This window comes from Paenibacillus sp. B01 (genome assembly GCF_009649995.1).
Lineage (GTDB): Bacteria > Bacillota > Bacilli > Paenibacillales > Paenibacillaceae > Paenibacillus_O > Paenibacillus_O pasadenensis.
On record NZ_CP045802.1, the window covers coordinates 3,598,315 to 3,622,383 of the forward strand.

Below are 24,069 nucleotides of genomic sequence, written 5' to 3' on the forward strand. Positions count from 1 at the left end.
CTCGCTCGGTTCGGTCGAAGAGGGCCGCATCGGCGCGGCCGCTTCCCGGATCCCTAGAAACCCTTCCGTTTGATGATTCATCTTACACGGAAGGGAAGGTTTGGTAAAGGCTTTTTTTCACCATACCTGATCCAGCTTGTCCGCATAAAAACGGATCGCAGGCGCATAATCCCGCACGCCGGCGGCGGAACTGCTGTCCGCCAGCTCGCGCAGCAGCAGCTCCATCGCGCGGGCGGCCTCGCCTTCGTTGTACAGCGCCATCGCCAGGAACACGCGAAATTCCGCCCGCTCCGGGTACCGCTGCGCCGACGCCTCCAGCAGCTGCCGCGCCTCGGCGTAGCGGCCGAGCGTCCGCAGCGTGCTCCCGAGTCCGAGCCTCGCTCCCGCATCGTCTCCCGGCTCCGCCAGTCCGAGCGAGAGCGCCCGCTCGTAATGCGGCACCGCCTCCCGCTCCAGTCCGAGCGAGTCATGCGTCCAGGCGAGCTGGTACTGCAGCTCGGCGTCCTCCTCGGCATGCTCCGCCAGCGCCTTCAGCAGCCGCAGCGCTTCCTCGCCCTGGCCTTCGCCGCGCAAGCGCGCCGCGGCGCGGATCGTTTCCTCTCGATTCATCTCGGCCTGCCTCCTTCTTCCGATTGACTTAAAATTCCGGTTGACTTAAAAAAGCCCGTCCGACAATGCGGACGGGCTCTGTTGCTATACGCTTGCCGCGGTCTGCTGCAGCAGCGCGGTCAGCTCGGCGTTGCCGAGCTCCTTGGCAAGATCCAGCGGCGTTTTTTCCGTAGACGGATTTTTCTTGTTCGGGTCGGCGCCCTTGGCGAGCAGCAGCTTGACGATGTCCAGCGCCTCGGCGTCGACCGCTTCGTACAGCGCATGGTCCCGCTTCGGATCGGCTCCATGCTGGAGCAGCAGCTCGACGACGCGGGCTTCCGGCTTGTAGGCGATGCCGTCATCCTGGGCGTCGTACAGCATGCCGCTCGCGAGCTCAAGCGGCGTGTAGCTCTCCTTGACGTCGCAGTTGCAGTCGTTCGGATCGGCGCCGTTCTTGAGCAGCAGCTCCATCATGGCGTACGCGCGGCTGCCGTCAGCGCCGACATAGCCGGCAGCGGCGGCGAGCGGCGCAGCGAATTGCTGCTTGCCGTCGGACTTGGCGCTCGCTCCGGCCGCCAGCAGCTCCTTCACGATCTCCAGGCGTCCGGCGTGGATCGCCGTCCAGACGAGGTTGCCGTTCTCCTGCTCGAGGCCGGCGATGTCCGGCTTGGCGGAGAGCAGCAGCCGCAAGAGCTCCAGATCGGACGCCTCGGTCGTTGCCGGATATTCCCCGTCCGCCGTCTCGCGGTAAGGCAACGTCGCCGCTTCGACGAGCGCGATGGCGTCGCCCTCTTCCATCGTGACGATCATGTTGACGTCGGCTCCGTTGTCGAGGAACAGCTTGACGATGTCCTTGTTTTTGGTGAAGACGCTCGTGATGAACGCCTGCTCGCTGAGCGCCGGCTTCCAGCCTGCGGCAAGCATCGCCTTGAGCTTGTCCAGCTTGCCGGCCCAGGCGAAGCTGTTGGCCTTGTCCGCCCAGCGCGCCTGCAGCTCGGCGCCTTGGAGCGGAGCGACCGTCACCTGCTGCTTGGCGGCGTTCCAGCCGACCTTGCTGTCAAGCGCTTCGCCGATGAAGCGAAGCGGCACGAGCGTGCGTCCTTTGAGCACGAGCGAAGGCTGGGACAGCTCGACCTTCTGGCCGTCGACGAGCGCCCAGTTCTGGCCGATCGTATGGACGATCGTCGTGAAGCCCTTCGTCGCGGTGATCTGCTTGCCGCTGACGGACACTTTGGCGCCGAGCCCTTCGAAAATGCCGCGCAGCGGCACGAGCGTCGAGCCGTTCACGATGACCGGCGGCTGATCGTACTTCTGCGTCTTGCCGTTCAGCACGACGCTGATCGCCGGCTTGCGGCGGCCGCCGCGGCCGAATCGGCCGCGCCGCTTCCGAGACTCGTCGCGATGACGGCCGCAGCGATTGCCGTGGCGGCAAGACCTTTCCAATGGTTCATGATTGGCATTCCCCTGACCTCGATTATGTAAGCTCCACGTATGGAAAACTTCAACTCTATTATCGGAGGTCGGCCTCGCCTTGTCTATCGGAAAATCAACGGGGGCCGGAAGTCCCGGCACCCGCGTCGGAGCGGGGAAGATCCATCGACAGCCGAATCATGTCGACGCACGGAATTCCATTCTCCACGATCGGCTCGTCGTAGTGGCGCACGAAAAAATCGCGGTCGACGCCCGCGATGCGGAAGCCGCAGCGCTGATAGAGCGCCAGCTGGCCGATGCTGGAGTTGCCCGTGCCGACCTCGAGCGTCGCCGCCCCGAGCTCGCGGGCGCGCTCGACCGCATGGAGCACGAGCCGCTTGCCGAGGCCTTGGCCCTGGCGCTCCTCGGCGACCGCCACATTGACGAGCTCCAGCGTCGCCGGCCTCGTCGGCAGCAGCACGTACGCGCCGATCGGCGATTCGTCGCCATCGGCCAGCAGCCAGCATTCACCGCGCTCCGCGTAGGAAGCGACCATCTCGGCGGACGGGTCGGCGAGCAGCAGCAGCTCCATCGGCAGCGGCTCTTCCGGATTTCGTTTACGAATGATGATCATAGGGTTGGCGCCTCCTTGTCGCCTCCTTGTCGACTCTGTGCCTGCGGACACGGGCTAGACGGAACGGCAGCCGCAGCGCCAGCAGCTCGGCGATGCCGAGCAGGAGGACGCCGCCTCCATACCAGACCCACCACTGCAGCTCCTCTAGATTGAACTGGAACGGATAGAACACCAGCAGGACAAAAGCGAGCAGCGCATAAAACGTCCGCCTGCCTCCGGCCTGATGCTGGATGTCCCTCGCTTTCGCCTTGGATGCCGCCTCGCGCAGCCCTGTGCAGAGCAGCATGATCAGCACGGCGTGAAGCGCCAGCATCAGCTGGCCGTACAGCTGGACCGGCAGCGGCAGCTGCGAGATTCCCTCCGTCGGATTCATGGTATACGGCATGAGCACAGCCGGGAGCGAGACGGCCGCCAGCCCCCAGGCGAGCCGCCCGGCGCGGCGCATCGCGGGAAACTCGCTGCCGAGCCGCAGCGATCCCGACGCCGCCATCATATAGCCGACGAAGTCCGGCAGCCAGTCGATGCCCGCGATCCGCACGTCGAGCAGCACGAGGAGGAGGCCCCAGCCGATGCGGCGAAGCGGCTTTCGCCAGGATACATTCATCGCGAGCTCCCTCCGTTCATGGCCGGATGCGGCTCGCTTCCTTTTCGAAGCTGCTTCACCAGCGCCGTCAAGTCGTTCTCGTCGATGGCCAAGTTCGGAAAAGCAAGCGGCTCCCGCTCCCGGATGATCCGGCCGTCCTCCGTCCGGAACGTCAGCTCCAGGCCCATCTCGTAATAATGGGCTCCGCGAAGGCTGTTCCCGCCGTCAGGCGCGAACGACCAGTCGATCCGGATCGTCTCCCCTTTGGTCAGCGCGACCGGCGGCTGCAGCGACTTAGCCCCGAAGCCGTAAGGCTTCAACCGGATCGAGTCGCCAAGCTCAGCAGGAACGACTTCGATTCTTTCGAGCGTGCAGTCGCAAGCGGCTGCGCCGTTTACGGAACCGTTGTCGGACCCGCCCCCCTTGCCCTTGATGCCTAGAACCGACTCCTCGCGCTTGCGCAGCGTACCAGCCTGGACCTGCTTTATGGTTCCATTGCGGTAGTGTACGGTCAACGTTATCGGCTGCGGCTCCTTGAGCTGTTCATAAGCCTCTTGATCCATTTCCCAACTGGCATAGGCCGTCAGCTGGCGCTGGTAGCGGAAGCCCATCGTCTCTTGCAGCACGATGGCAGCATCGGGCCGCTCGTTCCATTGCACGAATAGGACGGAATTCCGCTCTCGGCGATTTTCCAAGTAAGGGATGTAGAGCTGATTGGTGCCGGGATGGACGAGCTGATCCTGCGTGAAAAAATAAGGCTCTTCCAACAGCTGCGTGCCGCGATAGAGCAGATTCCCGGTCCAGCTCGCCGCGATCAGCACGACCGCCGCCGCTGCCGCCGTCCACGGACGGCGCTTGATCCAGCCTAGCATTGCGCGTCTCCTCCTTCAACCTGCCTATCATAGCATAATCCAGGAGTATTTTGGGAAAGAATGCAAAAAATCCCCGGAACCGTTCGGTCGGTACCGGGGAGGGAAGACAGCTTATTTGGCTGGATGCAGTTCCTTGAGCTGGAGCGCCTTGGCCGTAGAGGCCTCGATCTGCGCGATCAGCTGCGGGTGCTGGAGAAGCTTGAGGCCGTAGGAAGGGATCATTTGCTTGATCTTCGGCTCCCATGCCTTGAGCTGCTGCGGGAAGCATTTTTCAATGACCTCCAGCATGACGGAAACCGCAGTCGATGCTCCCGGCGAGGCGCCAAGCAGCGCCGCGATCGAGCCGTCGGCCGCGCTTACGACTTCCGTACCGAATTGCAGGATGCCTTTGCCCGCCGGCGTATCCTTGATGACCTGCACGCGCTGGCCGGCTACGACGAGCTCCCAGTCCTCGCTCTTGGCTTCCGGAACGAACTCGCGCAGCGCGTTCATCCGCTGCTCCTTGGACAGCGACAGCTCCTTGAGCAGGTACTTCACGAGCGGCACGTTCTTGGCGCCGGAAGCGAGCATCGTCACCAGGTTGTTCGGCTTGACGGACGTGATCAGATCGAGCATCGAGCCGTTCTTGAGGAACTTCGGCGAGAAGCCGGCGAAAGGTCCGAAGAACAGCATTTCCTTGCCCTCGATATAACGCTTGTCAAGATGAGGCACGGACATCGGCGGCGCACCGACGGCGGCCTTGCCGTACACCTTGGCGTGATGCCGGGAGACGACCTCCGGATTTTGGCATACCATGAAGATGCCGCTGATCGGGAAGCCGCCGATGGCACGTCCTTCTGGAATGCCGGACTTCTGCAGCAGATGCAGGCTGCCGCCGCCGCCGCCGAGGAAGACGAACTTGGCGTTATGGCGTTCGACCGCTCCTCGGCCGTCGCGCACCTTGATCTCCCAGCTGCCGTCGCCGGCACGCTTCACGTCGTCGACCTGATGGTTGTAGCGGACATCGACGCCTTGCCTTTGCAGATGGGCGAACAGCATGCGCGTTAAAGCGCCAAAGTTGACGTCCGTTCCGGAGTCGATCTTCGTCGCCGCAATCGGCTCGTCGACCTTGCGTCCGTCCATGATGAGCGGAATCCACTGCTTGAGCTGGTCGGGACGGTCGGAATACTCCATACCCCGGAACAGCGGGTTGTCCTTGAGCGCTTCGTGGCGCTTGCGGAGGAAGTTGACGTTGTTCTGCCCGAACACGAGGCTCATATGCGGCAGCGCCTTGATGAACTCCTGAGGATGCTGGATAAGTCCGCTTGCCGCCAGATGCGCCCAGAACTGCTTGGATACCTGGAATTCCTCGTTGACCTTGACCGCCTTGCTGATGTCGATCGAGCCGTCGGCCTTCTCGGTCGTGTAGTTGAGCTCGCACAGGGAGGAGTGGCCCGTACCGGCATTGTTCCATTCGTTCGAGCTTTCCTCGCCTGCCGAGGCGAGCTTTTCGAACACTTTGATGCTCCAGTCCGGCGCAAGCTCCTTCAGCAAGGCGCCAAGGGTGGCGCTCATGATGCCGGCGCCGATCAAGATCACGTCAGTTGCAGGTTGTCGATTGCTCAATGTTATCGGTCCTTACCCATGAATTTTTTAAAGCCGGATCGACTCGGATCCACAATCACTCCCTCTAGTATAGCACGATTCGACGGCGCTTTGTAATGACCGCTCGAGTCCTATCTTCGCTTGTCGGAGCGCGGACACCGGGACCGATCCGCTTCGCGGAGCGGGGACTCGTTCCGATCTTCCTAGAGCCCAGATTCCTCTGATTCCATTCTCCAGCAGGGGTGGAACCCGGCCTCCAAGGGACCCGCGGCCGCTTCTTCGCGAGTCTCCCGTCCGCTTCGCTCCTGGTCCTGGCATATTGCTCACGCTTCGCGCATGTTGCACGGTTCCGCGCCTGTTGCAACAAGTGCAGCATCTTACTTCTGCATTCAGATGCGCAACCAGACCGCTCCACCAACCGCCCCTGAACTTCCAGCTCCACAGCCGCACCGAGTTGCTCGATTTTTCCGCGCAGCTCGCTCCGTTTCGCTCCGTGGACACTCGAGTTACTCGGTTTTTCCGCACAACTCGTTCCGTTTCTCCCCCTGGACACCCGAGTTACTCGGTTTTTCCGCGCAACTCGCCCCGTTTCTCCCCCGGGCACCCGAGTTGCTCGGTTTTTCCGTGCAACTCGTTCCGTTTCTCCCCCTGGACGCCCGAGTTACTCGGTTTTTCCGCGCAACTCGTTCCGTTTCTCCCCCTGGACACTCGAGTTACTCGGTTTTTCCGCGCAGCTCGCCTATGTAATTGGTCGAGCAGGGCTGGGATGGTTTGTGCAGGCAGCTTTGCCTGCTTGCTGGCTCGGTCTGTTTTAAGGCCAGTTTGTTGGCCGCGCGAAGCGCTGTCGTCTCCCAGTATTCGGGAGACGGCCCTCCCCCCTAATAAGAAGGGGGAGGGAGCAAGCTTGCGGGGCGAGGCAGAGCGGAGCGAGACGATGCCTTTCGGAGAAGCGGCAGCGGTCCTCTTGGAAGACGGATGGCCTCCGAATAGGAGGTCGGGAAATCAGGGCATCCGGCTTCCAGTGGAATCGGAGAAAGGCTCGGCTCGCGCAGCGGTTCGCCTGTCCCTGGCCCGCTTTCCGGCTTCCAGCCGAGAAAAGGCTCGGCTCGCGCAGCGGGCTTCATGCCCTACCGGGGCTACTTCTCCGGGTCTGGTTCTCCGGCTTCACCGGAGAAAGGCTCAGCTCGCGCAGCGGCCCTCCTGCCCAGACAGCGAAAAGGACGGTCGGCCTCATGCGCCGTCCCGCCCCTCTATCGCTCTGCCTCGGCGCGAGGCCGATCTCGCCGCCTACTTGCCGTAGCTGGCCGGGTCCTCTCGCCACGCCTGCAGCGACGCGAGCTGCCCGCTCTGCACGATGCCGCGCTCGGCAGCCACGTCGATCAGCGCCGAGTAGCCTGACAGCGTGCGCAGCGGCACGCCCGCCTCCGCGAAAGCCTTCTCGGCGCTCGCGAACTGATACGAGAAGATGGCGACGACCGCCAGCACCTCGCCGCCCGCCTCGGCGACCGCCTGCGCCGCCTTGATCGAGCTGCCGCCGGTCGAGATCAGATCCTCGATGACGACGACCTTCTGCCCCGCGGCGATGCGGCCTTCGATCTGGTTCTGCTTGCCGTGGCCCTTGGCCTTGTCGCGGATGTAGGCCATCGGCAGGTTCAGCTTCTGCGCGACCCAGGCGGCATGCGGGATGCCCGCCGTCGCCGTGCCGGCGATGACGTCGGCGTCCGGATAGCTCTCGCGAATGACCGCGGCAAAGCCCTCCGCCACAAGGTCGCGGATATCCGGGTAGGACATCGTCAGCCGGTTGTCGCAGTAGATCGGCGACTTCAGCCCGCTCGTCCAGGTGAACGGCTCCTCCGGCCGCAGCGCGACCGCTCCGATGTCCAGCAGCTTGGCCGCGATCTCGCGCGGAAGGCTTTCGACTTGAAGCATGCTCATGCTTGGATCAGCTCCTCGATAATGGATTCAATGGCGGCGCGCGGATCGGCCGCCCGGGTGATCGGCCGTCCGATCACCATATAGTCGGTGCCGGCGCGAAGCGCGTCCTGCGGCGTCATGATGCGCGCCTGGTCGCCGACATCGGCGCCGGCCGGACGGATGCCCGGCGTGACCGTCTGGAACGTCGGCCCGCAGGCGTCCTTGACGAGCTGCACCTCATGCGGCGAGGCGACGACGCCGTCGAGGCCGGACGCGATCGCGAGCAGCGCGTAGCGGGCGACCGCCTCCTCGACCGTGCCGGGGATGCCGATCTCGTCGTTGAGCATCTCCTCGCTCGTGCTCGTCAGCTGCGTGACGGCGATGACCGTCGGGCGGGGCAGCGAAGGATCGGCGGCGAGCGCCTCCTCGACGCCGTCCATCGCCGCCTCCATCATGTCGCGGCCGCCGGCGGCATGCACGTTGAACATGTCGACGCCGAGCCTCGCGATGCTGCTCGCGCCGCCTTTGACGGTGTTGGGAATATCATGCATCTTTACGTCGAGGAACACGCGGTAGCCGCGCTCCTTGAGCCGGCGGACGAAGTCCGGTCCGGCGGCGTAGAAGAGCTGCATGCCGACCTTCATGTAGCAGGGAATGCCTTGGAGCTGCTCCAGCAGCTGCTCGGCGGAGGCGGCGTCCGGATAATCCAGCGCCACCATCACCTTGGCTGCCGCCTGCTCGCGGCTCAGGGCCGTTGTGCTCATCGCTTGCTCCTCCTTGGGATCGATCTGTTCGGTCGACTGGGCATAGAGAAAGACCATCCGCCAGAAGCGCGCCGCCGGCAGCGCCTAGGAAGGCGGTGCTGGAGACGGCGCGCTCATCGGCGCTGGCCGTGCTTCATCGGATTATTGCAGGACCGGCATCGGGTTCGAGCTGAAGTTGATCGTCTGCAGCATGTTCAGCAGCGCCCGCACCGTATCGAGCGACGTCATGCAGACGACGCCGTTCTCGACCGCCTCGCGGCGGATGCGGAAGCCGTCGCGCTCCGGCGTCTTGCCCTTGGTCAGCGTGTTGAAGACGAACTGCGCCTGGCCGCTGCGGATCAGGTCGAGGATGTTCGGCGAGCCTTCGCTCAGCTTGTTGACGCGCTGCACGACGATGCCCTCGGCCTCGAGCGCGGCGGCCGTGCCGCCGGTCGCGATGATCTTGTAGCCGATCGCATAGAAGCCCTTTAGCAGCTCGAGCGCCTCTCCCTTGTCCTTGTCGGACACGGTCGCCACGATGGAGCCTTGCAGCGGAATCTTCATGCCGGCGCCGATCAGTCCCTTGTACAGCGCCTTGGCGTACTGCTCGTCGCGGCCCATGACCTCGCCCGTCGACTTCATCTCCGGCGTCAGCGTCGGATCGACGCGGCGCAGCTTGGCGAAGCTGAACACCGGCACCTTGACGCTGACGAACTTGTCCTCCGGCCAGAGGCCGTCGACATGGCCGAGCTCGGCCAGCTTCGTGCCGAGGATGGCGCGCGTCGCCAGGTTCGCCATCGGCAGGCCCGTCACCTTGCTGAGGAACGGCACCGTGCGCGAGGAGCGCGGGTTGACCTCGATGACATACGCCTTGTCGTTATGGATGACGAACTGGATGTTGACCAGGCCGACCACCTTCAGCGCCTTGGCGATCTTGATCGTGATGTCGATGATCTGCTCCTTGATGTCCGCGGACAGCGACTGCGGCGGGTACACCGCGATGGAGTCGCCGGAGTGCACGCCTGCGCGTTCGACATGCTCCATGATGCCCGGGATGACGACCGTCTCGCCGTCGCAGATCGCGTCGACCTCGGCTTCCCTGCCGAGCATGTAGCGGTCGATCAGCACCGGATGCTCCGGATTGATCTTGACCGCCTCGGCCATGTAGCCGACCAGCTCCTCGTCGGAGTAGACGATTTCCATCGCGCGGCCGCCGAGGACGTACGACGGACGCACGAGCACCGGGTAGCTGAGGCGGTTCGCCGTGACGATCGCCTCCTCGAGGTTCGTCACCGTGCTGCCTTCCGGCTGCGCGATGTCGAGGCCGCGCAGCAGCGCCTCGAACTTCTTGCGGTCCTCGGCGGTGTCGATGCTCTCGAGGCTGGAGCCGAGGATGCGCACGCCCGCCTTCGCCAGCGGAGCGGCGAGGTTGATCGCCGTCTGGCCGCCGAACTGCACGATGACGCCGATCGGCTGCTCCTGCTCGATGACGTTCAGCACGTCCTCTAGGAACAGCGGCTCGAAGTAGAGCCGGTCGGAGGTGCTGAAGTCGGTCGATACCGTCTCCGGGTTGTTGTTGATGATGACGGCTTCGTAGCCGGCGTTCTGGATCGCCCAGACGGCATGCACGGTCGAGTAGTCGAACTCGATGCCCTGGCCGATGCGGATCGGGCCGGAGCCGAGCACGAGCACCTTCTGCTTGTCCGTCTCGGTCACTTCGTTCTCCACCTCGTAGGTGGAGTAGTAGTACGGCGTGCTCGCCTCGAACTCGGCGGCGCAGGTGTCGACCATCTTGTAGACCGGACGCAGCCCCTGCTCCAGGCGGAACGCGCGCACCGCATGCTCGTCCGTCAGCGTCTGCTGGCTGCCCTCGCGGCGCAGCTCGGCGATGGAGCGGTCGGAGAAGCCGCGGCGCTTGGCCGCGTAGAGCAGCTCCTTGGTCAGGCCGGGAGCGCGGCGCAGCTCGTCCTCGAAGGCGACGATGCTCTCGATCTTGTCGAGGAACCACCAGTCGACCTTGGTCAGGTCCTGGATGTCGGCGAGCGTCCAGCCGCGGCGGAACGCCTCGGCGATCAGGAACATGCGCTCGTCGTCCGGCTTGGCCAGGCGCGTGCGGAGCGTCTCGTCGCCCAGCTCATGCGCGTCCTTGAGATGGAAGCGATGCGTGCCGATCTCCAGCGAGCGGATCGCCTTGTGCATCGACTCCTCGAACGTGCGGCCGATCGCCATCACTTCGCCGGTCGCCTTCATCTGCGTGCCGAGCTTGCGGTTGGCGCCCGTGAACTTGTCGAACGGCCAGCGCGGAATTTTGGACACGATGTAGTCGAGCGTCGGCTCGAAGCAGGCGTACGTCTGGCCCGTGACCGGGTTGACGATCTCGTCGAGCGTGTAGCCGACGGCGATCTTCGCGGCCATCTTGGCGATCGGGTAGCCCGTCGCCTTGGAGGCGAGCGCCGAGGAGCGGCTGACGCGCGGGTTGACCTCGATGACATAGTATTGGAAGCTGAACGGATCCAGCGCGAACTGCACGTTGCAGCCGCCCTCGATGTTCAGGGCGCGGATGATCTTGAGCGACGCGGAGCGCAGCATCTGGTACTCGCGGTCCGACAGCGTCTGGCTCGGCGCCACGACGATCGAGTCGCCGGTGTGCACGCCGACCGGATCGAAGTTCTCCATGTTGCAGACGACGATGCAGTTGTCGTTCGCGTCGCGCATGACCTCGTACTCGACTTCCTTCATGCCGGCGATCGACTTCTCGATCAGGCACTGGCCGATCGGGCTGTAGCGGATGCCGGAGGCGACCGTCTCCAGCAGCTCGGCCTCGGTCGCGCAGATGCCGCCGCCCGTGCCGCCGAGCGTATACGCCGGGCGAACGATGATCGGGTAGCCGATCTCATTGGCGAAGTCGACGGCTTCCTCGACCGTCGTGACGATGACGCTCTCCGGCACCGGCTGCTCCAGCTCGCGCATGAGCTCACGGAACAGATCGCGGTCCTCGGCTTTCTCGATCGCCGTCAGCTGCGTGCCGAGCAGCTGCACGTTCTCGCGCTCGAGCACGCCGGCGCGCGCCAGCTCGACCGCCATGTTGAGGCCGGTCTGGCCGCCGAGCGTCGGCAGCAGGCCGTCCGGACGCTCCTGGCGGATGATCTGGGAGACGAAGTCGAGCGTGATCGGCTCGATGTACACTTTGTCGGCCATGTTCGTATCGGTCATGATCGTCGCCGGATTGCTGTTGATGAGGACGACCTCGTAGCCCTCTTCCTTCAGCGCCTGGCAAGCCTGCGTGCCGGCATAGTCGAACTCGGCGGCCTGGCCGATGACGATCGGGCCGGAGCCGATGACGAGGATCTTCTTGAGCAGGTTATTTCTGGGCATACAGCAGCTCTCCTTTGGACGCTTCCGACAGCTGGGCTTGACGCGGCTTGGAAGGGTTAGTGCGGCGATGGGTGCGGATCAGCTCCAGGAATTCGTCGAACAGGTAGCTGGAATCGAACGGCCCCGGGGCCGCCTCCGGATGGTATTGGACCGAGAAGGCCGGATGCTGGTTATGCTTCAGCCCTTCGACCGTCTTGTCGTTGTTGTTGATATGGGTCACGGTCAGCTCGGTGCCGGCGATGCTGGACTCCGGCACGGTGTAGCCGTGGTTCTGGCTCGTAATGTAGCAGCGTCCCGTGGAAAGCTCCTTGACCGGGTGGTTGCCGCCGCGATGGCCGAACTTGAGCTTCTCCGTATCCGCGCCGCAAGCGAGCGCGAACAGCTGGTGGCCGAGGCAGATGCCGAAGATCGGGTATTCGCCGAGCAGCTCGCGGATCGTCGCGACCGCATGCGGCACGTCCTGCGGGTCGCCAGGGCCGTTGGACAGCTGGATGCCGTCCGGATTGAGGCGGCGGATCGTCTCCGCGGACGTGTCATGCGGCACGACGACGACGTCGCAGCCGCGCTTGGTCAGCTCGCGCAGGATGCCGGTCTTGGCGCCGTAGTCGATCAGCACGATGCGCTCGCCGAAGCCCGGGCTCGTGAACACCTGCTTCGTCGACGTGCGGGCGACCTGGTCGCGCAGCAGCGGCGTGCCGGTCAGCTGCTCGACGATCGCCTCGACGCGCTCGCTGCCGGTCGTGATGACGCCGCGCATCGTGCCGAAGTGGCGCAGCTTGCGGGTCAGCATGCGCGTGTCGATCTCGCTGATCGCCGGGATGCCGTGCTCCTTGAGCAGCCAGTCCAGCGACACCTGGGCGCGCCAGTTGCTCGGGATCGGCTCGTGGCGGCGTACGGCGAAGCCGTGGATGAACGGCGCCACCGTCTCGAAATCGTCGCGGGTGATGCCGTAGTTCCCGATCAGCGGATACGTCATGGTGACGATCTGTCCGCAGTACGACGGATCGGAGAGCACCTCCTGGTAGCCGGTAATGCCGGTGTTGAATACGACCTCGCCGGGCTTGAACGTCTCGGCGCCGAACGACTGGCCCGCAAATACGGTTCCATCCTCAAGAATCAGTCTCGCTTGCATCCGTATCACTCCTTATGCGCTTTGGTGGGACCAGACGACGCTGCCGGCGACGACGGTGGCTTCGGGCCATCCGTAGAGCTTCCAGCCGCCGAAAGGCGTGTTGCTGCTTTTGGAAAGGAAGGCAGAGGGATCGACCTCGCGCTTCTCCTCCAGCTCGACGACGGTCAGATCCGCCGGAGCTCCGACTTCCAGCCGCCCCGAGTCGAGGCGGAAGACGGAAGCGGGAATTCGGGTCATGCGGTTCAGCAGGAAGCCGAGCGACCATTTGCCCGTGCGGACGAAGGCGGTGTACAGCAGCGGGAACGCCGTCTCGAAGCCGACGATGCCGAACGGCGCGAGCTGCATGCCGCGGGCTTTTTCCTCGGCGCTGTGCGGGGCGTGGTCGGTGACGATCATGTCGATCGTGCCGTCCTCGAGGCCTTGGATGACCGCCTCGACATCGCGCGGCGTGCGCAGCGGCGGGTTCATCTTCCAGTTGGAATCCATGCCGGGGATGTCCTCGTCGCTCAGCACCAGATGATGCGGGCACACCTCGGCGGTGATGCGGACTCCGACCGACTTGGCGAGCCGGATCAGGCGCACCGACTGCTCGGTGCTCACGTGGCAGACGTGGTAATGGACGCCGGTCGATTCCGCCAGCAGCGCGTCGCGGCCGACATGGATCGCCTCGGACTCGTTCGGGATGCCCTTGATGCCGTTGTCGCGGGCGAACTTGCCCTCGGAGACGTACAGCCCTTCGACGAGGCTGTCATCCTCGCAGTGGGCGATGATCGGCATGTCGAGCGACTGCGCCAGCTCCATCGCGTCCTTCATCGTCTGCGCGCGCTGCACGCCGACGCCGTCGTCGGTGAAGCCGATCGCGCCGGCCGCCTTCAGCGCCGCGAAGTCGGTCAGCTCGCGGCCGAGCTGGTTTTTGGAGATGGCCGCGTAGGGCAGCACCTTCACGCCGTTTCCTTGCTCGCGGGCTTTGTCGATCACATAGCGCACCGTCTCCGGCGTGTCGATCGAAGGCCGCGTGTTCGGCATGCAGGCGATCGTAGTGAAGCCGCCCGCCGCCGCCGAGGCGGTGCCGGTGACGATATCCTCCTTGTGCTCGAAGCCCGGGTCGCGCAGATGCACGTGCATGTCGATGAAGCCCGCCGAGACCAGCCTTCCTCGCGCGTCCAGCACGCCCTCGCCTGCCGCCGCCGGCGCATCGCCGGCCTTGATCTCGGCGATCCGGCCGTCCTCGATGCGGATATGCCTCGTCTCCAGCTCGCCGCTCTCCTCGTTCCAGATCCGTCCGTTCACGATCCATTCCACAGCTGCCATTGCTTGATCCGTCCCCTTTCGCAGCGAATGCCGCCTTGCCTGCCTGCTTCCGTCGTCCTTGCTTCCTGGCGGCGCTCGCCGCCTCTATCCTCTCAGCGCCCGTTCGATGACGGCCATGCGCACCGGCACGCCGTTCTGCATCTGCGGGAAAATTCTCGACTGCGGATGCTCGACCAGATCGCCGTCGATCTCGACGTCGCGGTTGACCGGCGCCGGATGCATGATGATCGCATGCGGCGCAAGGCGCGCCGCCCGTTCCGCCGTCAGACCGTACTGCTCGCGGTACTCTTCCGCGGAGCGGAGCATGCCGCCCTCATGCCGCTCGAGCTGCACGCGCAGCATCATGACGACGTCGGCTTCGAGCGCTTCTTCCATGCTCACGTAGGCCACATCCAGCTCGTTCTCACGCATGTTTTCCGGCGCGCAGAAGCGCACCTGCGCTCCGAACTGCTTCAGCCCCCAGTAGTTGGAGCGGGCCACCCGGCTGTGCTTGATGTCGCCGATGATCGAGACGCGCAGCCCCGAAAGCGATCCGAACTGCTGCCGCATCGTGTACAGGTCGAGCAGCGCCTGCGTCGGATGCTCGTTGTTGCCGTCTCCTGCGTTGATGAGCGGCACCTGGATGCGCTCCGCGAGCTCCTCAAGCACTCCGGCCGGCTTGAGCCGGATGATGCCGGCGTCGATGCCCATCGACTCCAGCGTGCGCACCGTGTCGTAGATCGACTCGCCCTTCTGCACGCTCGATTCCGCCGCCGAGAAGTTCAGCACCTCGGCTCCGAGCCGCTTTTCCGCCACCTCGAAGCTGAACCGCGTGCGCGTGCTGTTCTCGAAGAACATGTTGGCGACGAAGCTTCCCGCGAGCACGGGCTGCACCTTCTGCTCTTGCCGCTCCCAGTGGGCCGCGCGCGAGAGGATCGACTCCAGCTCCTCGCGCCCCATTCCTTTCAAGCCAAGCAGGCTTTTTTGCCGCAGCTGCAATGCCGTCATCCTGATCATCCTCCCTGTCTTTCCGTGATGGTGACGTTGTCTTCTCCATCCACTTCCTGAAGGGAGACGCGGATGCTCTCCTGCTTGGAGGTCGGCACGTTCTTGCCCACATAATCCGGCCGGATCGGCAGCTCTCGGTGGCCGCGGTCGAGCAGCACGGCCAGCTGGATCGACTGCGGACGTCCCTGATCCATCAAGGCGTCCATCGCCGCGCGGATCGTCCGGCCCGTGTAGAGCACGTCGTCGACCAGGATGACGCGCTTGTCGTGGACCGGGACCGGCTGGCCTCCGGCATCGGGCACCGCGATGGCTCCCCGCTGGCCGTCCGGCGAGCGGTCGTCGCGGTAGCCGGTGATGTCCAGCTCGCCGCAAGCGACAGGCGTTCCCTCGATCTCGCGGATCTGCTCGGCGAGGCGGCGGGCCAGGTAGACGCCGCGAGTCCGGATGCCGACCAGCACGCAGCCTTCGATGCCTTTGTTCTTTTCGACGATCTCATGGGCGATCCGGGTCAGGCCTCTCCGTATGGCGGTATCGTCCATGATGGCGCGCTTCTCGCCTTCTGACATGGGTGATCGAGCTCCTTCAGCGTCCGGCCGCAGCCGCTGCGCATGGGTAGTGTACGGCTTTATCCTCCCTCGGCAGGGCAAAAAAAATCTCCCTGCTGAACGCTCAGCAAGGAGAGGGAAAGAAGCATGTGCCGTCTTGAAGAAGAGCAAGCGGGCGGATCCCTCTCCGGCGGCGGGCAGGCGCAAGGACGCGCCGAGCCGGCCGCGCGGAGGCAAGGACTCCGAGCTGGCTGACAAGCTTCATCGACGACGGCACATATCACGCTACCTTGCCAGCCTCTCTGGACTGAGTTAAAGGTACTGCCGTTATCGGATACGATTATCCCATGCGAGGCCGATGAAGTCAACCCCGACCCTGTTCCTTGGTTATTTTGTATTAATATTCAACTGTCTGAATAATAATAACACCTTATCCCGGAAAGGGCAATGGCCGGGCAAAGAAAAAGCCGGTCCGCTTGGCGGACCGGCTCGTCGAATCGGCTTACAGGCTGAGGCCGCGGATGCGCTCCACGGCTTTTTCGGTGTTCTCGCGGCTGCCGAACGCCGTCAGGCGGAAGTAGCCTTGGCCGCTGCGGCCGAAGCCGACGCCCGGCGTGCCGACGATGTTCGCCTCGGACAGCAGCTTGTCGAAGAACGCCCACGAGTCGAGGCCCTTCGGCGTCTTGAGCCAAATGTACGGCGCGTTGACGCCGCCGAATACGTCCAGCCCAAGCGACGCAAGGCCGTCGCGAATGATGCCGGCATTGGTCATGTAGTAGTCGACGAGGCCGCGGATCTGCTCCTTGCCCTCCGGCGAGTAGATCGCTTCCGCGCCGCGCTGGGTCACGTAGGAGACGCCATTGAACTTGGTCGTGTGGCGGCGGTTCCACAGGTCGTTGATGACGACGGAGTTGCCGTCCTTGTCGAGGCCCTTCAGCTCGCGCGGCACGACCGTGTACGCGCAGCGGACGCCGGTGAAGCCGGCCGTCTTGGAGAAGCTGCGGAACTCGATCGCGACCTCGCGCGCTCCCTCGACTTCATAGATGCTGTGCGGCACGTCGGCTTCAGTGATGAACGACTCGTACGCCGAGTCGAACAGGATGAGGCAGTTGTTCTCGCGAGCGTAGTCGACCCATACTTTGAGCTCGTCCTTCGTGAGCGTCATGCCGGTCGGGTTGTTCGGGTAGCACAGGTAAATGAGGTCGACCTTGCGGTCCGGCAGCGACGGCTTGAAGCCGTTCTCCGCCGTGCAGTCGAGGTAGACGATGTTCTCGTAGCGGCCGAGCTCGCTGTTGAACGAACCCGAACGGCCCGCCATGACGTTGGTGTCGACGTAGACCGGATAGACCGGATCCTGGACGGCGACGACGGCATCCTGGCTGAAGATCTCCTGGATGTTGCCGACGTCGCACTTGGAGCCGTCGCTGACGAACACTTCGTTGGCGGCGATGTCGACGCCGCGCGCCTTGTAGTCGTTCTCGATGATCGCCTGGATGAGGAAGTCGTAGCCCTGCTCCGGACCGTAGCCGCGGAAGCTGTCCGGCACGGCCAGCTCGTCGACGGCGGCGTGCATCGCCTTGGTGACGGCTTCCGGCAGGCCGCGCGTCACGTCGCCGATGCCGAGGCTGATGATCTCGGCCTGCGGGTTGTCCTGGATGAACTTCGTGCGCCGCTTGGCGATTTCCGAGAACAGGTAGCTGCCTTGCAGGTTCAAATAATTGGAATTGATCGAGGTCATGGGATCGGATCCCCTTTCGGTTTCATGAATGGACCCGGGAGCGGAAGGCCGCGCCCGGGTCGTGGAGGTCTCATGCTGGCACGGCCGCTTCCGGAGGGTCGCGGCGCGCGAGTGCAGCCTGTTTCAGCATAGCGCAAGGCGCTTGCCGTGCTAATGGAACATTGCGCGAAAAATTTGCATTTTTCGCATCGTCCGCAAATGCCCGGAGCGTCAAGGCCGGCACAGCTGCCGCTAGCGGTTCCGCAAGCTCGTCAGCACATGCTGCATGTCGTCCGGGATCGGCGCCTCGAACTCGAGCCGCTCGCCCGTGCGCGGATGGGTGAAGCCGAGCGCCGCCGCATGGAGCGCTTGTCCTCCCAGCGCGACGGTCTTGTTGCGCCCATAGACCGGATCGCCCGCGAGCGGATGGCCGATGTACTTGAGGTGGACGCGGATCTGATGGGTCCGGCCCGTCTCCAGCTGCAGCTCGACCAGCGTATAGTCGCCGATCCGCTCGATCACCTGAAAATGCGTCACCGCATGCTTGCTGCCTTTGGTGGTGACCGTAAACATCTTGCGGTCCTTTTCGTCCCGTCCGATCGGCGCGTCGATCGTGCCGATGTCATGCTGCAGGTTGTCGTGCACGAGCGCGACATACTTGCGCGTCACGCTATGCTCCTTGAGCTGCTCGGCGAGCGACAGATGGGCCAGATCGTTTTTGGCCGCCATGAGCAGGCCGGACGTGTCCTTGTCGATGCGATGCACGATGCCCGGACGGAGCACGCCGTTGATGCCCGACAGGTCGCGGCAATGATGCATGAGCGCGTTCACGACCGTGCCGCCGGAGTGGCCCGGCGCCGGATGCACGACCATGCCCCGCGGCTTGTTGATGACGATGACGTCGGAGTCCTCGTACACGATGTCGAGCGGGATGTCCTCCGGCACGATCGCCGCGTCCTCCGGCTCCGGCACCGTCACGGAGAGCGAGTCGCCTGCGGAGAGCTTGTAGTTCGCCTTGACGGCGCGGCCTCCGACCGATGCGGCGCCGGACGCGATCCAGTCCTGGACCTGCGTGCGCGAGATGGCGGGATCGGCGAGCTGGTCGGTAATGAACTTGTCGATGCGCTGTCCCGCCTGCTCCGGCGCGATCGTCCATTCGAGCTGCCGTTCGTCGTCTTGCTCGACGACATGTTCAAGCGGGTTGTTTTGGAATGTCATAAGGCGAAGTCAGTCCTCTGTATGCAATATTTCCTTCGGCTGCTCCGGGTCGCGGCCTTCCTTGGCCGCCGCCCGCGCGCGGCGGTCCTCCCGCAGCGTGTCGATGATGATCATGATGACGCCGATCGTGATCGCCGAATCGGCGATGTTGAACACCGCGAACGAATAGGAGCCGAAATTGAAGGATAGGAAGTCGACGACATGCCCGTAGAGCAGCCGGTCGATGAAGTTGCCGAGCGCTCCGCCGAGCACGAGGCCCAGCGCGGTCAGCAGCCAGACGTTGCCGGATCGGCGCTGCTGGTGGATGTACCAGGCGATGCCCGCCGCGACGATCGGCGTGATGATGAGGAAGAACAGTTGTTTCCCCTCCAGCATGCTGAAGGCCGCTCCCGTGTTGCGGATGGAGGTGATGATGAAGAAATCTCCGATGACTTTGATCTGCTCGTAGAGCTCGAGCCGGTTCATGATGATGATTTTGGTGATCTGGTCGAGCAAGATGGCGGCCAGCGCCACCACGTATGAATACCCCTTGACCTTCAAGCTTTTCCCTCCTCGTCCGTCTCATTGTAGCATAACCGTTCCGGGCGGAGCCAGCGCTCAGGCATGCCTGGCAGCAGGCTTCGGGACAGCTTCGAGGCAAGCGTTGGAGCCGGTGCCGGGACGGCGATAAGGACGGATTCGGGACGGCGCGGCGCCGGCCCGCAAGCCATTGGCCGGAGGCTCCTCGCTTCCAGAGAACCCCATCTGTAATCCGGCTGCAAGTCGTCCACACTAACAGCAGCAATTCCAGTCCCCTCGCAGCCTGCGCGGCTGCCGAAAGGTGTGTGCGACATGACTCATTCCCCAGCTCTCATCGGGCGGTTGAAGCAAAGGCTGCTCCGGCAGCGCGAGGAGCTGATCCGCCGCGACGTGGAGTCCGATCACGACGGCTTGCAGGAGTCGCTGCGCGACGAGACCGGCGAGCTCAGCACGATCGACAACCACCCTGCGGACGTAGCGACGGAAATGTTCGAGCGCGGCAAGGATATCGCGCTTCAGGAGCAGATGGACCTGCATCGCGAGCGCATAGATGCCGCCCTGGCGGCGATGATCGACGGCAGCTACGGCCGCTGCGCAGTCTGCGGCGAAGACATTCCGGAAGAGCGGCTGTCGGCGCTTCCCGATACGCTTTATTGCATCCAGCATTCCCCGCGGCAGCATGTGTCCCGCCGCCGTCCGGCCGAGGAGGCGGTGCTTCGTCCTCCGTTCGGCGACTCCGACCGCGACGGCAAGTACGATCCCGGATTCGACGGCGAGGATGCGTGGCAGACCGTCGAGCACTGGGGCACGTCGACCTCTCCAGCCATGGACGAGATGCCGGGAGACAGCTACCAGAGCATCGGCATCGAGTCCGACGAGAATGTCGGCTACGTCGAAGACATCGAAAGCTTCCTCGCGACAGACATGACCGGCCGCCATGTGAGCGTCGTGCGCAACCGCGAGTACAAGAACTACATGGACAGCGGACGGGGAGAAGAGCTGCCGTCCGACTGATCCGCCTCGTTCAATACTGCTTGCCCTCCAGCTGGATCTGCACGATGCGCACGAGGTCGGCGATGTAGTCGCCGATGATCGGCAGGTTGAGCTGGCCGAGCGCCTGCAGCAGATACAGGATCGCGGTCGTGAAGAAGGCGATGCCGATCGCGTAGCCGACGCCGCGCGAGACGCCTGCGACCAGATTCCGGCGGATGAGCTTCCAGGGCCGATTGAGCAGATCGACGTATTCGGCCATCTGGGACCGCTCCAGATCGGCGGCGATCTTCTCCAGCCGATCCTGGAGCAGGCTGATCCGCTCCTGCTCGCTCGCCTTGTTCCTCCGATGCTCTTCGCCCATGCCCGCTCCTCCTTCCGTATGTTCAGGCTCAAGAATTCCCCGCTAGTATGTCCCGGAAAATGCTGGCGGATTCCACAGGAAAAGGCTCCTTTCTCCCGTCCGGGAGAAAGGAGCCTTTTTGTCCGTCTATCCTGCCGCTGGCGCGACGCCTGGCCGCGCGGCCCGAATCAGCCGCGGATCAGCAGGCCGAGCGAGCGCTCGCCAAGCTGCACGCGCTCCATGCCGGCCTCGCTGCCGTAGCTGACGCTGCTCAGCAGCACGCTGCTCTGAAGCAGCTCGTCGTTTTCCTGCAGCGCCGCCGTCAGCTCGGCGTCGGCGTCCAGCACGAGCTCGACCCGCTTCTCGATCGGCAGGTCGAGCTTCTTGCGGGTATCCTGCACGGCGCGGATGACCTCGCGTACCCAGCCCTCCCGCTCGAGCTCCGGCGTGATGTCGGTATTGAGCGCCACGGTCACGCCGCCGCCGGAAGCGGAGGCGAAGCCCGCCTTGGCCTGCTTCTCGACGAGCAGCTCGTCGAGCGCGACCGTCGCTTCTTCGCCGTCCGGCGACGCGAAGACGAAGCTGCCGCCCGTCACGATCGCGCGAGCGCCATCGACGTCCAATCCTTTGAGGTAGGCTTGGATCGGACCGACGTTTTTGCCGAACTTCTTGCCCGCGACCTTGAGGTTCAGCTTGAGGGCGAAGTCGACGAAGCCGCTGTCGCTCGTCTCGACCCGGATCGCCTTGACGTTGATCTCGTCCTTGACGATCTCCTCGTAGTCCGTCAGCGCGAACTCGCCGCTCAGCGAGACGATGAGCTCGGACAGCGGCTGACGCGTCTTGATGCCGGTCTCGTTGCGCACGTTGCGCGCCAGCTCGACGATCGTGCGGGCCGTCTCCATGTCGCGCTCGAGCTCGGCGTCGATCGCCGATTCGTCGACAGTCGGATAGTCGGCCAGATGGACGCTGCCTTTGCCGCCGAGGTTGCCGTAAACATCCTCCGCCAGCAGCGGCGCATACGGCGCGATGAGGCGGGAGAGCGTCAGCAGCACGTCGCGCAGCGTCGCGTACGCGTCCAGCTTGTCGTCGGTCAGGCCGCTGCCCCAGAAGCGGTCGCGCGAGCGGCGGATGTACCAGTTGCTGAGCTCGTCGACGAACGCCTCGATCGCTTTGGCCGAGTTGAGGAAGTCCCAGCTTTCCAGGCCGGTCACGACCGTGCGGACGAGCGTGTTGAGGCGGGAGACGATCCAGCGGTCCAGCTTGGCCGCGGAGACGCGTCCTTGATGCTCGGACGGATCGAAGCCGTCGATGCTCGCGTACAGCGCGAAGAACGCATGCGTGTTGACGATCGTATCGATGACCTTGGACTTCGCTTCGCCGACGATGCCGCGCGAGAACTTCTTGCTGTTCCACGGCGCGCTGTCCGCGAGCAGCGCCCAGCGGAACGCGTCGGTGCCGTACTCGTCGATGATTTCCCACGGGTCGATGACATTGCCCTTGGACTTGCTCATCTTCTGGCCGTTCTCGTCGAGCACATGGCCGGTCGAGATGACCGCCTTGTACGGAGCTTGCCCGTTGTACAGCGTCGAGACCGCCAGCAGGCTGAAGAACCAGCCGCGCGTCTGGTCGATGCCCTCGCAGATGATGTCGGCCGGATACTGCTCGGCGAAGCGGCCTTCGTTTTCAAACGGATAATGCTGCTGCGCGAACGGCATCGAGCCGCTGTCGAACCAGACGTCGATCACCTCCGGCGTGCGGGTCATGACCGCGCCTTCGGCGAACGGACTGCGCAGCTTCACTTCGTCCACATACGGCTTGTGCAGCTCGAAGTCCTCCGGCAGCTCCGTCACGGAGCGCTCGCGCAGGTCGGCCAGGCTGGACGGCGCGTACTCCTTGCCCGTCGCCTCGCACACCCAGACGTTGAGCGGCGTGCCCCAGTAGCGGTTGCGGCTGATGTTCCAGTCGACGAGGTCCTCGAGGAACTTGCCGAAGCGGCCCTCGCGGATATGGCCCGGGTACCAGTCGACGCCGCTGTTGTTCGCGATCAGCTGCTCCTTGACGGCGGTCGTCTCGATGAACCAGCTCTCGGTCGCGTAATAGATGAGCGGCGATTTGCAGCGCCAGCAGAACGGATAGCTATGCTCGTATTTCTCTTTGGAGAAGAGCAGCCCTTTTTCGCTCAGCATCTTGACGATCTCGATGTCGACCTCGCCGTCCTTGACGAAGCGTCCGGCCAGATCCGTCACCTCGTCGACATAGCGGCCCTGGTTGTTGACGACGGCCAGCAGGCTGATGCCGTTTTTGCGGGCGGTCTTGTAGTCGTCGTCGCCGTGCGCCGGCGCGATGTGGACCATGCCCGTGCCGCTCGTGTCGCTGACGAAGTCCGCGCCGATGACGACATGGCCCTTCTCGACCGGAACATAGTCGAACGGAGCGCGGTAGGCGAGGCCGACGAGCTCGGCGCCCTTCACGCTGCCGACGATTTCCGGCTTGTCGTCGCCCTTGAACACGCTGTCCACGAGCGCCTCGGCGACGAAGTATACCTCGCCGTCTTTTTTCGCCTTGACGTAGGTCAGATCCGGGTTGACCGCGATCGCCGTATTGGCCGGCAGCGTCCATGGCGTCGTCGTCCAGGCGAGCAGATGGCCTTCGCCGTTCTCCAGCGGGAACTTGACCGTGGCGCTGAGATCCTTGACGTCCTCGTAGCCTTGGGCGACCTCATGCGAGCTGAGCGTCGTCTGGCAGCACGGGCAGTACGGGCTGACCCGATGGCCGCGGTACAGCAGCCCTTTGCCATGGATCGTCGAGAGGATATGCCAGACGCTCTCGATATAGCTGTTCTTGAGCGTGACGTAAGGATCGTCCATGTCGGTCCAGTAGCCGATCGCTTCGGTCAGCTCGCGCCATTGGCGCTCGTATTCGAACACGCTCGCCTTGCATTTCTTGACGAACGCCTCGACGCCATAGTTTTCGATCTCCTGCTTGCCGGAGATGCCGAGCTCCTTCTCCACGCCGAGCTCGACCGGGAGGCCGTGCGTATCCCAGCCGGCCTTGCGCACGACGCGGTAGCCGGACATCGTCTTGTAGCGGCCGATGAAGTCCTTGATGACGCGGCCGAGCACATGCCCGATATGCGGCTTGCCGTTCGCTGTCGGCGGTCCCTCGTAGAACACGAAGTTCGGCTTGCCTGCGCGGTTGTCGATGGAAGCCTTGAACGTCTCCTCCGTCTTCCACTTGTCCAGCACGCGCAGCTCGCGCGCGCGGGCCTTCTCCTTCACATCCACTCTTTGCATCGCTCAACACTCCTCTTGGAAAATAAGCTCTTGAAAATAAAAAAGCCCGCCCCTTGGAAAGGGACGAGCGTAAACTCGCGATACCACCCTGATTCGAACGCATCGGCAGCGGCCTGTCGATTCCGACAGCCGTCACGCGCGAGCGCTCCTCGGCAGCGGATCGAACTTGCGCAATCCGCGTTCCCTGTAACGGAGGACATCCGGCGGCGCTTACTGGGACCGTCCAGCCCTGGGGGCCGAAGCGGCCGATTCGGCGGCGCTTCTCGGAGAGGATGCACGTCTGGGTTCCGAACGCCGGCTTGCAGCTCTGG

The 24,069-nt window shown here is 64.1% G+C and carries 19 protein-coding genes; 1 reads left to right on the forward strand and 18 read right to left on the reverse strand.

Annotation, left to right across the window (positions count from 1 at the left end):
* Positions 1-117 precede the first annotated feature (117 nt).
* The 16 genes from GE073_RS15570 to lspA form a co-directional block, all read right to left on the reverse strand.
* Positions 118-609 carry a tetratricopeptide repeat protein gene (locus GE073_RS15570; protein WP_101809320.1) on the reverse strand — a complete coding sequence of 164 codons (492 nt, stop codon included), beginning with the start codon at positions 607-609 and terminating at the stop codon, positions 118-120.
* A gap of 84 nt (positions 610-693) precedes the next feature.
* Complete coding sequence (locus tag GE073_RS15575) at positions 694-2,031, reverse strand: stalk domain-containing protein (protein WP_153783808.1); 1,338 nt, start codon at positions 2,029-2,031, stop codon at positions 694-696.
* A 103-nt stretch (positions 2,032-2,134) separates the two neighbouring features.
* Positions 2,135-2,629, reverse strand: coding sequence for a GNAT family N-acetyltransferase (locus GE073_RS15580; protein ID WP_416362106.1), 495 nt, complete (start codon positions 2,627-2,629; stop codon positions 2,135-2,137).
* Complete coding sequence (locus GE073_RS15585) at positions 2,616-3,236, reverse strand: hypothetical protein (protein WP_101809322.1); 621 nt, start codon at positions 3,234-3,236, stop codon at positions 2,616-2,618. Before GE073_RS15585 ends, GE073_RS15580 begins: the two co-directional genes overlap by 14 nt.
* Positions 3,233-4,087 (reverse strand): hypothetical protein, encoded by an 855-nt coding sequence (locus GE073_RS15590; RefSeq protein WP_153783810.1) that lies wholly within the window; start codon positions 4,085-4,087, stop codon positions 3,233-3,235. The genes GE073_RS15585 and GE073_RS15590 overlap by 4 nt, the downstream gene beginning before the upstream one ends.
* Positions 4,088-4,198: 111 nt before the next feature.
* A complete protein-coding gene (locus tag GE073_RS15595) occupies positions 4,199-5,692 on the reverse strand; it encodes a malate:quinone oxidoreductase (RefSeq protein WP_101809323.1) in 1,494 nt (497 codons plus the stop codon).
* A 1,266-nt stretch (positions 5,693-6,958) separates the two neighbouring features.
* Positions 6,959-7,600, reverse strand: a complete 642-nt coding sequence (gene pyrE, locus GE073_RS15600) for an orotate phosphoribosyltransferase (protein WP_028596982.1) — start codon at positions 7,598-7,600, stop codon at positions 6,959-6,961.
* A 2-nt stretch (positions 7,601-7,602) separates the two neighbouring features.
* Positions 7,603-8,349: an orotidine-5'-phosphate decarboxylase gene (gene pyrF / locus GE073_RS15605; RefSeq protein ID WP_153783811.1), complete on the reverse strand. Its 747-nt coding sequence runs from the start codon at positions 8,347-8,349 to the stop codon at positions 7,603-7,605.
* Between the two features lie 141 nt (positions 8,350-8,490).
* Positions 8,491-11,703 (reverse strand): carbamoyl-phosphate synthase large subunit, encoded by a 3,213-nt coding sequence (gene carB, locus GE073_RS15610; protein WP_153783812.1) that lies wholly within the window; start codon positions 11,701-11,703, stop codon positions 8,491-8,493.
* Complete coding sequence (locus tag GE073_RS15615) at positions 11,690-12,835, reverse strand: carbamoyl phosphate synthase small subunit (RefSeq protein WP_028596985.1); 1,146 nt, start codon at positions 12,833-12,835, stop codon at positions 11,690-11,692. The genes carB and GE073_RS15615 overlap by 14 nt, the downstream gene beginning before the upstream one ends.
* Positions 12,836-12,847: 12 nt before the next feature.
* Positions 12,848-14,146, reverse strand: coding sequence for a dihydroorotase (locus GE073_RS15620; protein ID WP_043110734.1), 1,299 nt, complete (start codon positions 14,144-14,146; stop codon positions 12,848-12,850).
* A gap of 84 nt (positions 14,147-14,230) precedes the next feature.
* Positions 14,231-15,133 (reverse strand): aspartate carbamoyltransferase catalytic subunit, encoded by a 903-nt coding sequence (locus GE073_RS15625; protein ID WP_028596987.1) that lies wholly within the window; start codon positions 15,131-15,133, stop codon positions 14,231-14,233.
* Between the two features lie 5 nt (positions 15,134-15,138).
* Positions 15,139-15,699 (reverse strand): bifunctional pyr operon transcriptional regulator/uracil phosphoribosyltransferase PyrR, encoded by a 561-nt coding sequence (gene pyrR / locus GE073_RS15630; protein WP_101809327.1) that lies wholly within the window; start codon positions 15,697-15,699, stop codon positions 15,139-15,141.
* Positions 15,700-16,180: 481 nt separating this feature from the next.
* Positions 16,181-17,416, reverse strand: coding sequence for an LL-diaminopimelate aminotransferase (locus GE073_RS15635; RefSeq protein WP_153783813.1), 1,236 nt, complete (start codon positions 17,414-17,416; stop codon positions 16,181-16,183).
* Between the two features lie 231 nt (positions 17,417-17,647).
* Positions 17,648-18,613 (reverse strand): RluA family pseudouridine synthase, encoded by a 966-nt coding sequence (locus tag GE073_RS15640; protein WP_153783814.1) that lies wholly within the window; start codon positions 18,611-18,613, stop codon positions 17,648-17,650.
* Between the two features lie 9 nt (positions 18,614-18,622).
* On the reverse strand, positions 18,623-19,153 hold the full coding sequence (gene lspA / locus GE073_RS15645; RefSeq protein WP_028596991.1) for a signal peptidase II: 531 nt from the start codon (positions 19,151-19,153) through the stop codon (positions 18,623-18,625).
* A 291-nt stretch (positions 19,154-19,444) separates the two neighbouring features.
* On the opposite strand from lspA, the gene GE073_RS15650 reads away from it, so the two are divergent.
* Entirely contained in the window at positions 19,445-20,146 is a 702-nt protein-coding gene (locus GE073_RS15650; protein WP_153783815.1) for a TraR/DksA C4-type zinc finger protein, read from the forward strand.
* A 10-nt stretch (positions 20,147-20,156) separates the two neighbouring features.
* Here the strand turns inward: GE073_RS15650 and GE073_RS15655 are convergent, their stop codons facing one another.
* Both GE073_RS15655 and ileS read right to left on the reverse strand, forming a co-directional pair.
* Positions 20,157-20,486 carry a DUF5665 domain-containing protein gene (locus GE073_RS15655; RefSeq protein WP_028596992.1) on the reverse strand — a complete coding sequence of 110 codons (330 nt, stop codon included), beginning with the start codon at positions 20,484-20,486 and terminating at the stop codon, positions 20,157-20,159.
* A 167-nt stretch (positions 20,487-20,653) separates the two neighbouring features.
* The gene (gene ileS, locus GE073_RS15660; protein ID WP_153783816.1) at positions 20,654-23,758 is read right to left on the reverse strand and encodes an isoleucine--tRNA ligase; all 3,105 of its coding nucleotides are present in this window, start codon (positions 23,756-23,758) and stop codon (positions 20,654-20,656) included.
* Between the last annotated feature and the right edge of the window lie 311 nt (positions 23,759-24,069).

Bases quoted from the DNA above. Each gene is read 5' to 3' on its own strand.
- GE073_RS15640 (WP_153783814.1), bottom strand. From the start codon at position 18,613: ATGACATTCCAAAACAACCCGCTTGAACATGTCGTCGAGCAAGACGAC.
- GE073_RS15635 (WP_153783813.1), bottom strand. From the start codon at position 17,416: ATGACCTCGATCAATTCCAATTATTTGAACCTGCAAGGCAGCTACCTG.
- pyrR (WP_101809327.1), bottom strand. From the start codon at position 15,699: ATGTCAGAAGGCGAGAAGCGCGCCATCATGGACGATACCGCCATACGG.
- GE073_RS15615 (WP_028596985.1), bottom strand. From the start codon at position 12,835: ATGCAAGCGAGACTGATTCTTGAGGATGGAACCGTATTTGCGGGCCAG.
- GE073_RS15650 (WP_153783815.1), top strand. From the start codon at position 19,445: ATGACTCATTCCCCAGCTCTCATCGGGCGGTTGAAGCAAAGGCTGCTC.
- GE073_RS15585 (WP_101809322.1), bottom strand. From the start codon at position 3,236: ATGAATGTATCCTGGCGAAAGCCGCTTCGCCGCATCGGCTGGGGCCTC.
- GE073_RS15655 (WP_028596992.1), bottom strand. From the start codon at position 20,486: ATGGGCGAAGAGCATCGGAGGAACAAGGCGAGCGAGCAGGAGCGGATC.
- GE073_RS15570 (WP_101809320.1), bottom strand. From the start codon at position 609: ATGAATCGAGAGGAAACGATCCGCGCCGCGGCGCGCTTGCGCGGCGAA.
- pyrF (WP_153783811.1), bottom strand. From the start codon at position 8,349: ATGAGCACAACGGCCCTGAGCCGCGAGCAGGCGGCAGCCAAGGTGATG.
- GE073_RS15590 (WP_153783810.1), bottom strand. From the start codon at position 4,087: ATGCTAGGCTGGATCAAGCGCCGTCCGTGGACGGCGGCAGCGGCGGCG.
- pyrE (WP_028596982.1), bottom strand. From the start codon at position 7,600: ATGCTTCAAGTCGAAAGCCTTCCGCGCGAGATCGCGGCCAAGCTGCTG.
- ileS (WP_153783816.1), bottom strand. From the start codon at position 23,758: ATGCAAAGAGTGGATGTGAAGGAGAAGGCCCGCGCGCGCGAGCTGCGC.
- GE073_RS15625 (WP_028596987.1), bottom strand. From the start codon at position 15,133: ATGACGGCATTGCAGCTGCGGCAAAAAAGCCTGCTTGGCTTGAAAGGA.
- GE073_RS15620 (WP_043110734.1), bottom strand. From the start codon at position 14,146: ATGGCAGCTGTGGAATGGATCGTGAACGGACGGATCTGGAACGAGGAG.
- carB (WP_153783812.1), bottom strand. From the start codon at position 11,703: ATGCCCAGAAATAACCTGCTCAAGAAGATCCTCGTCATCGGCTCCGGC.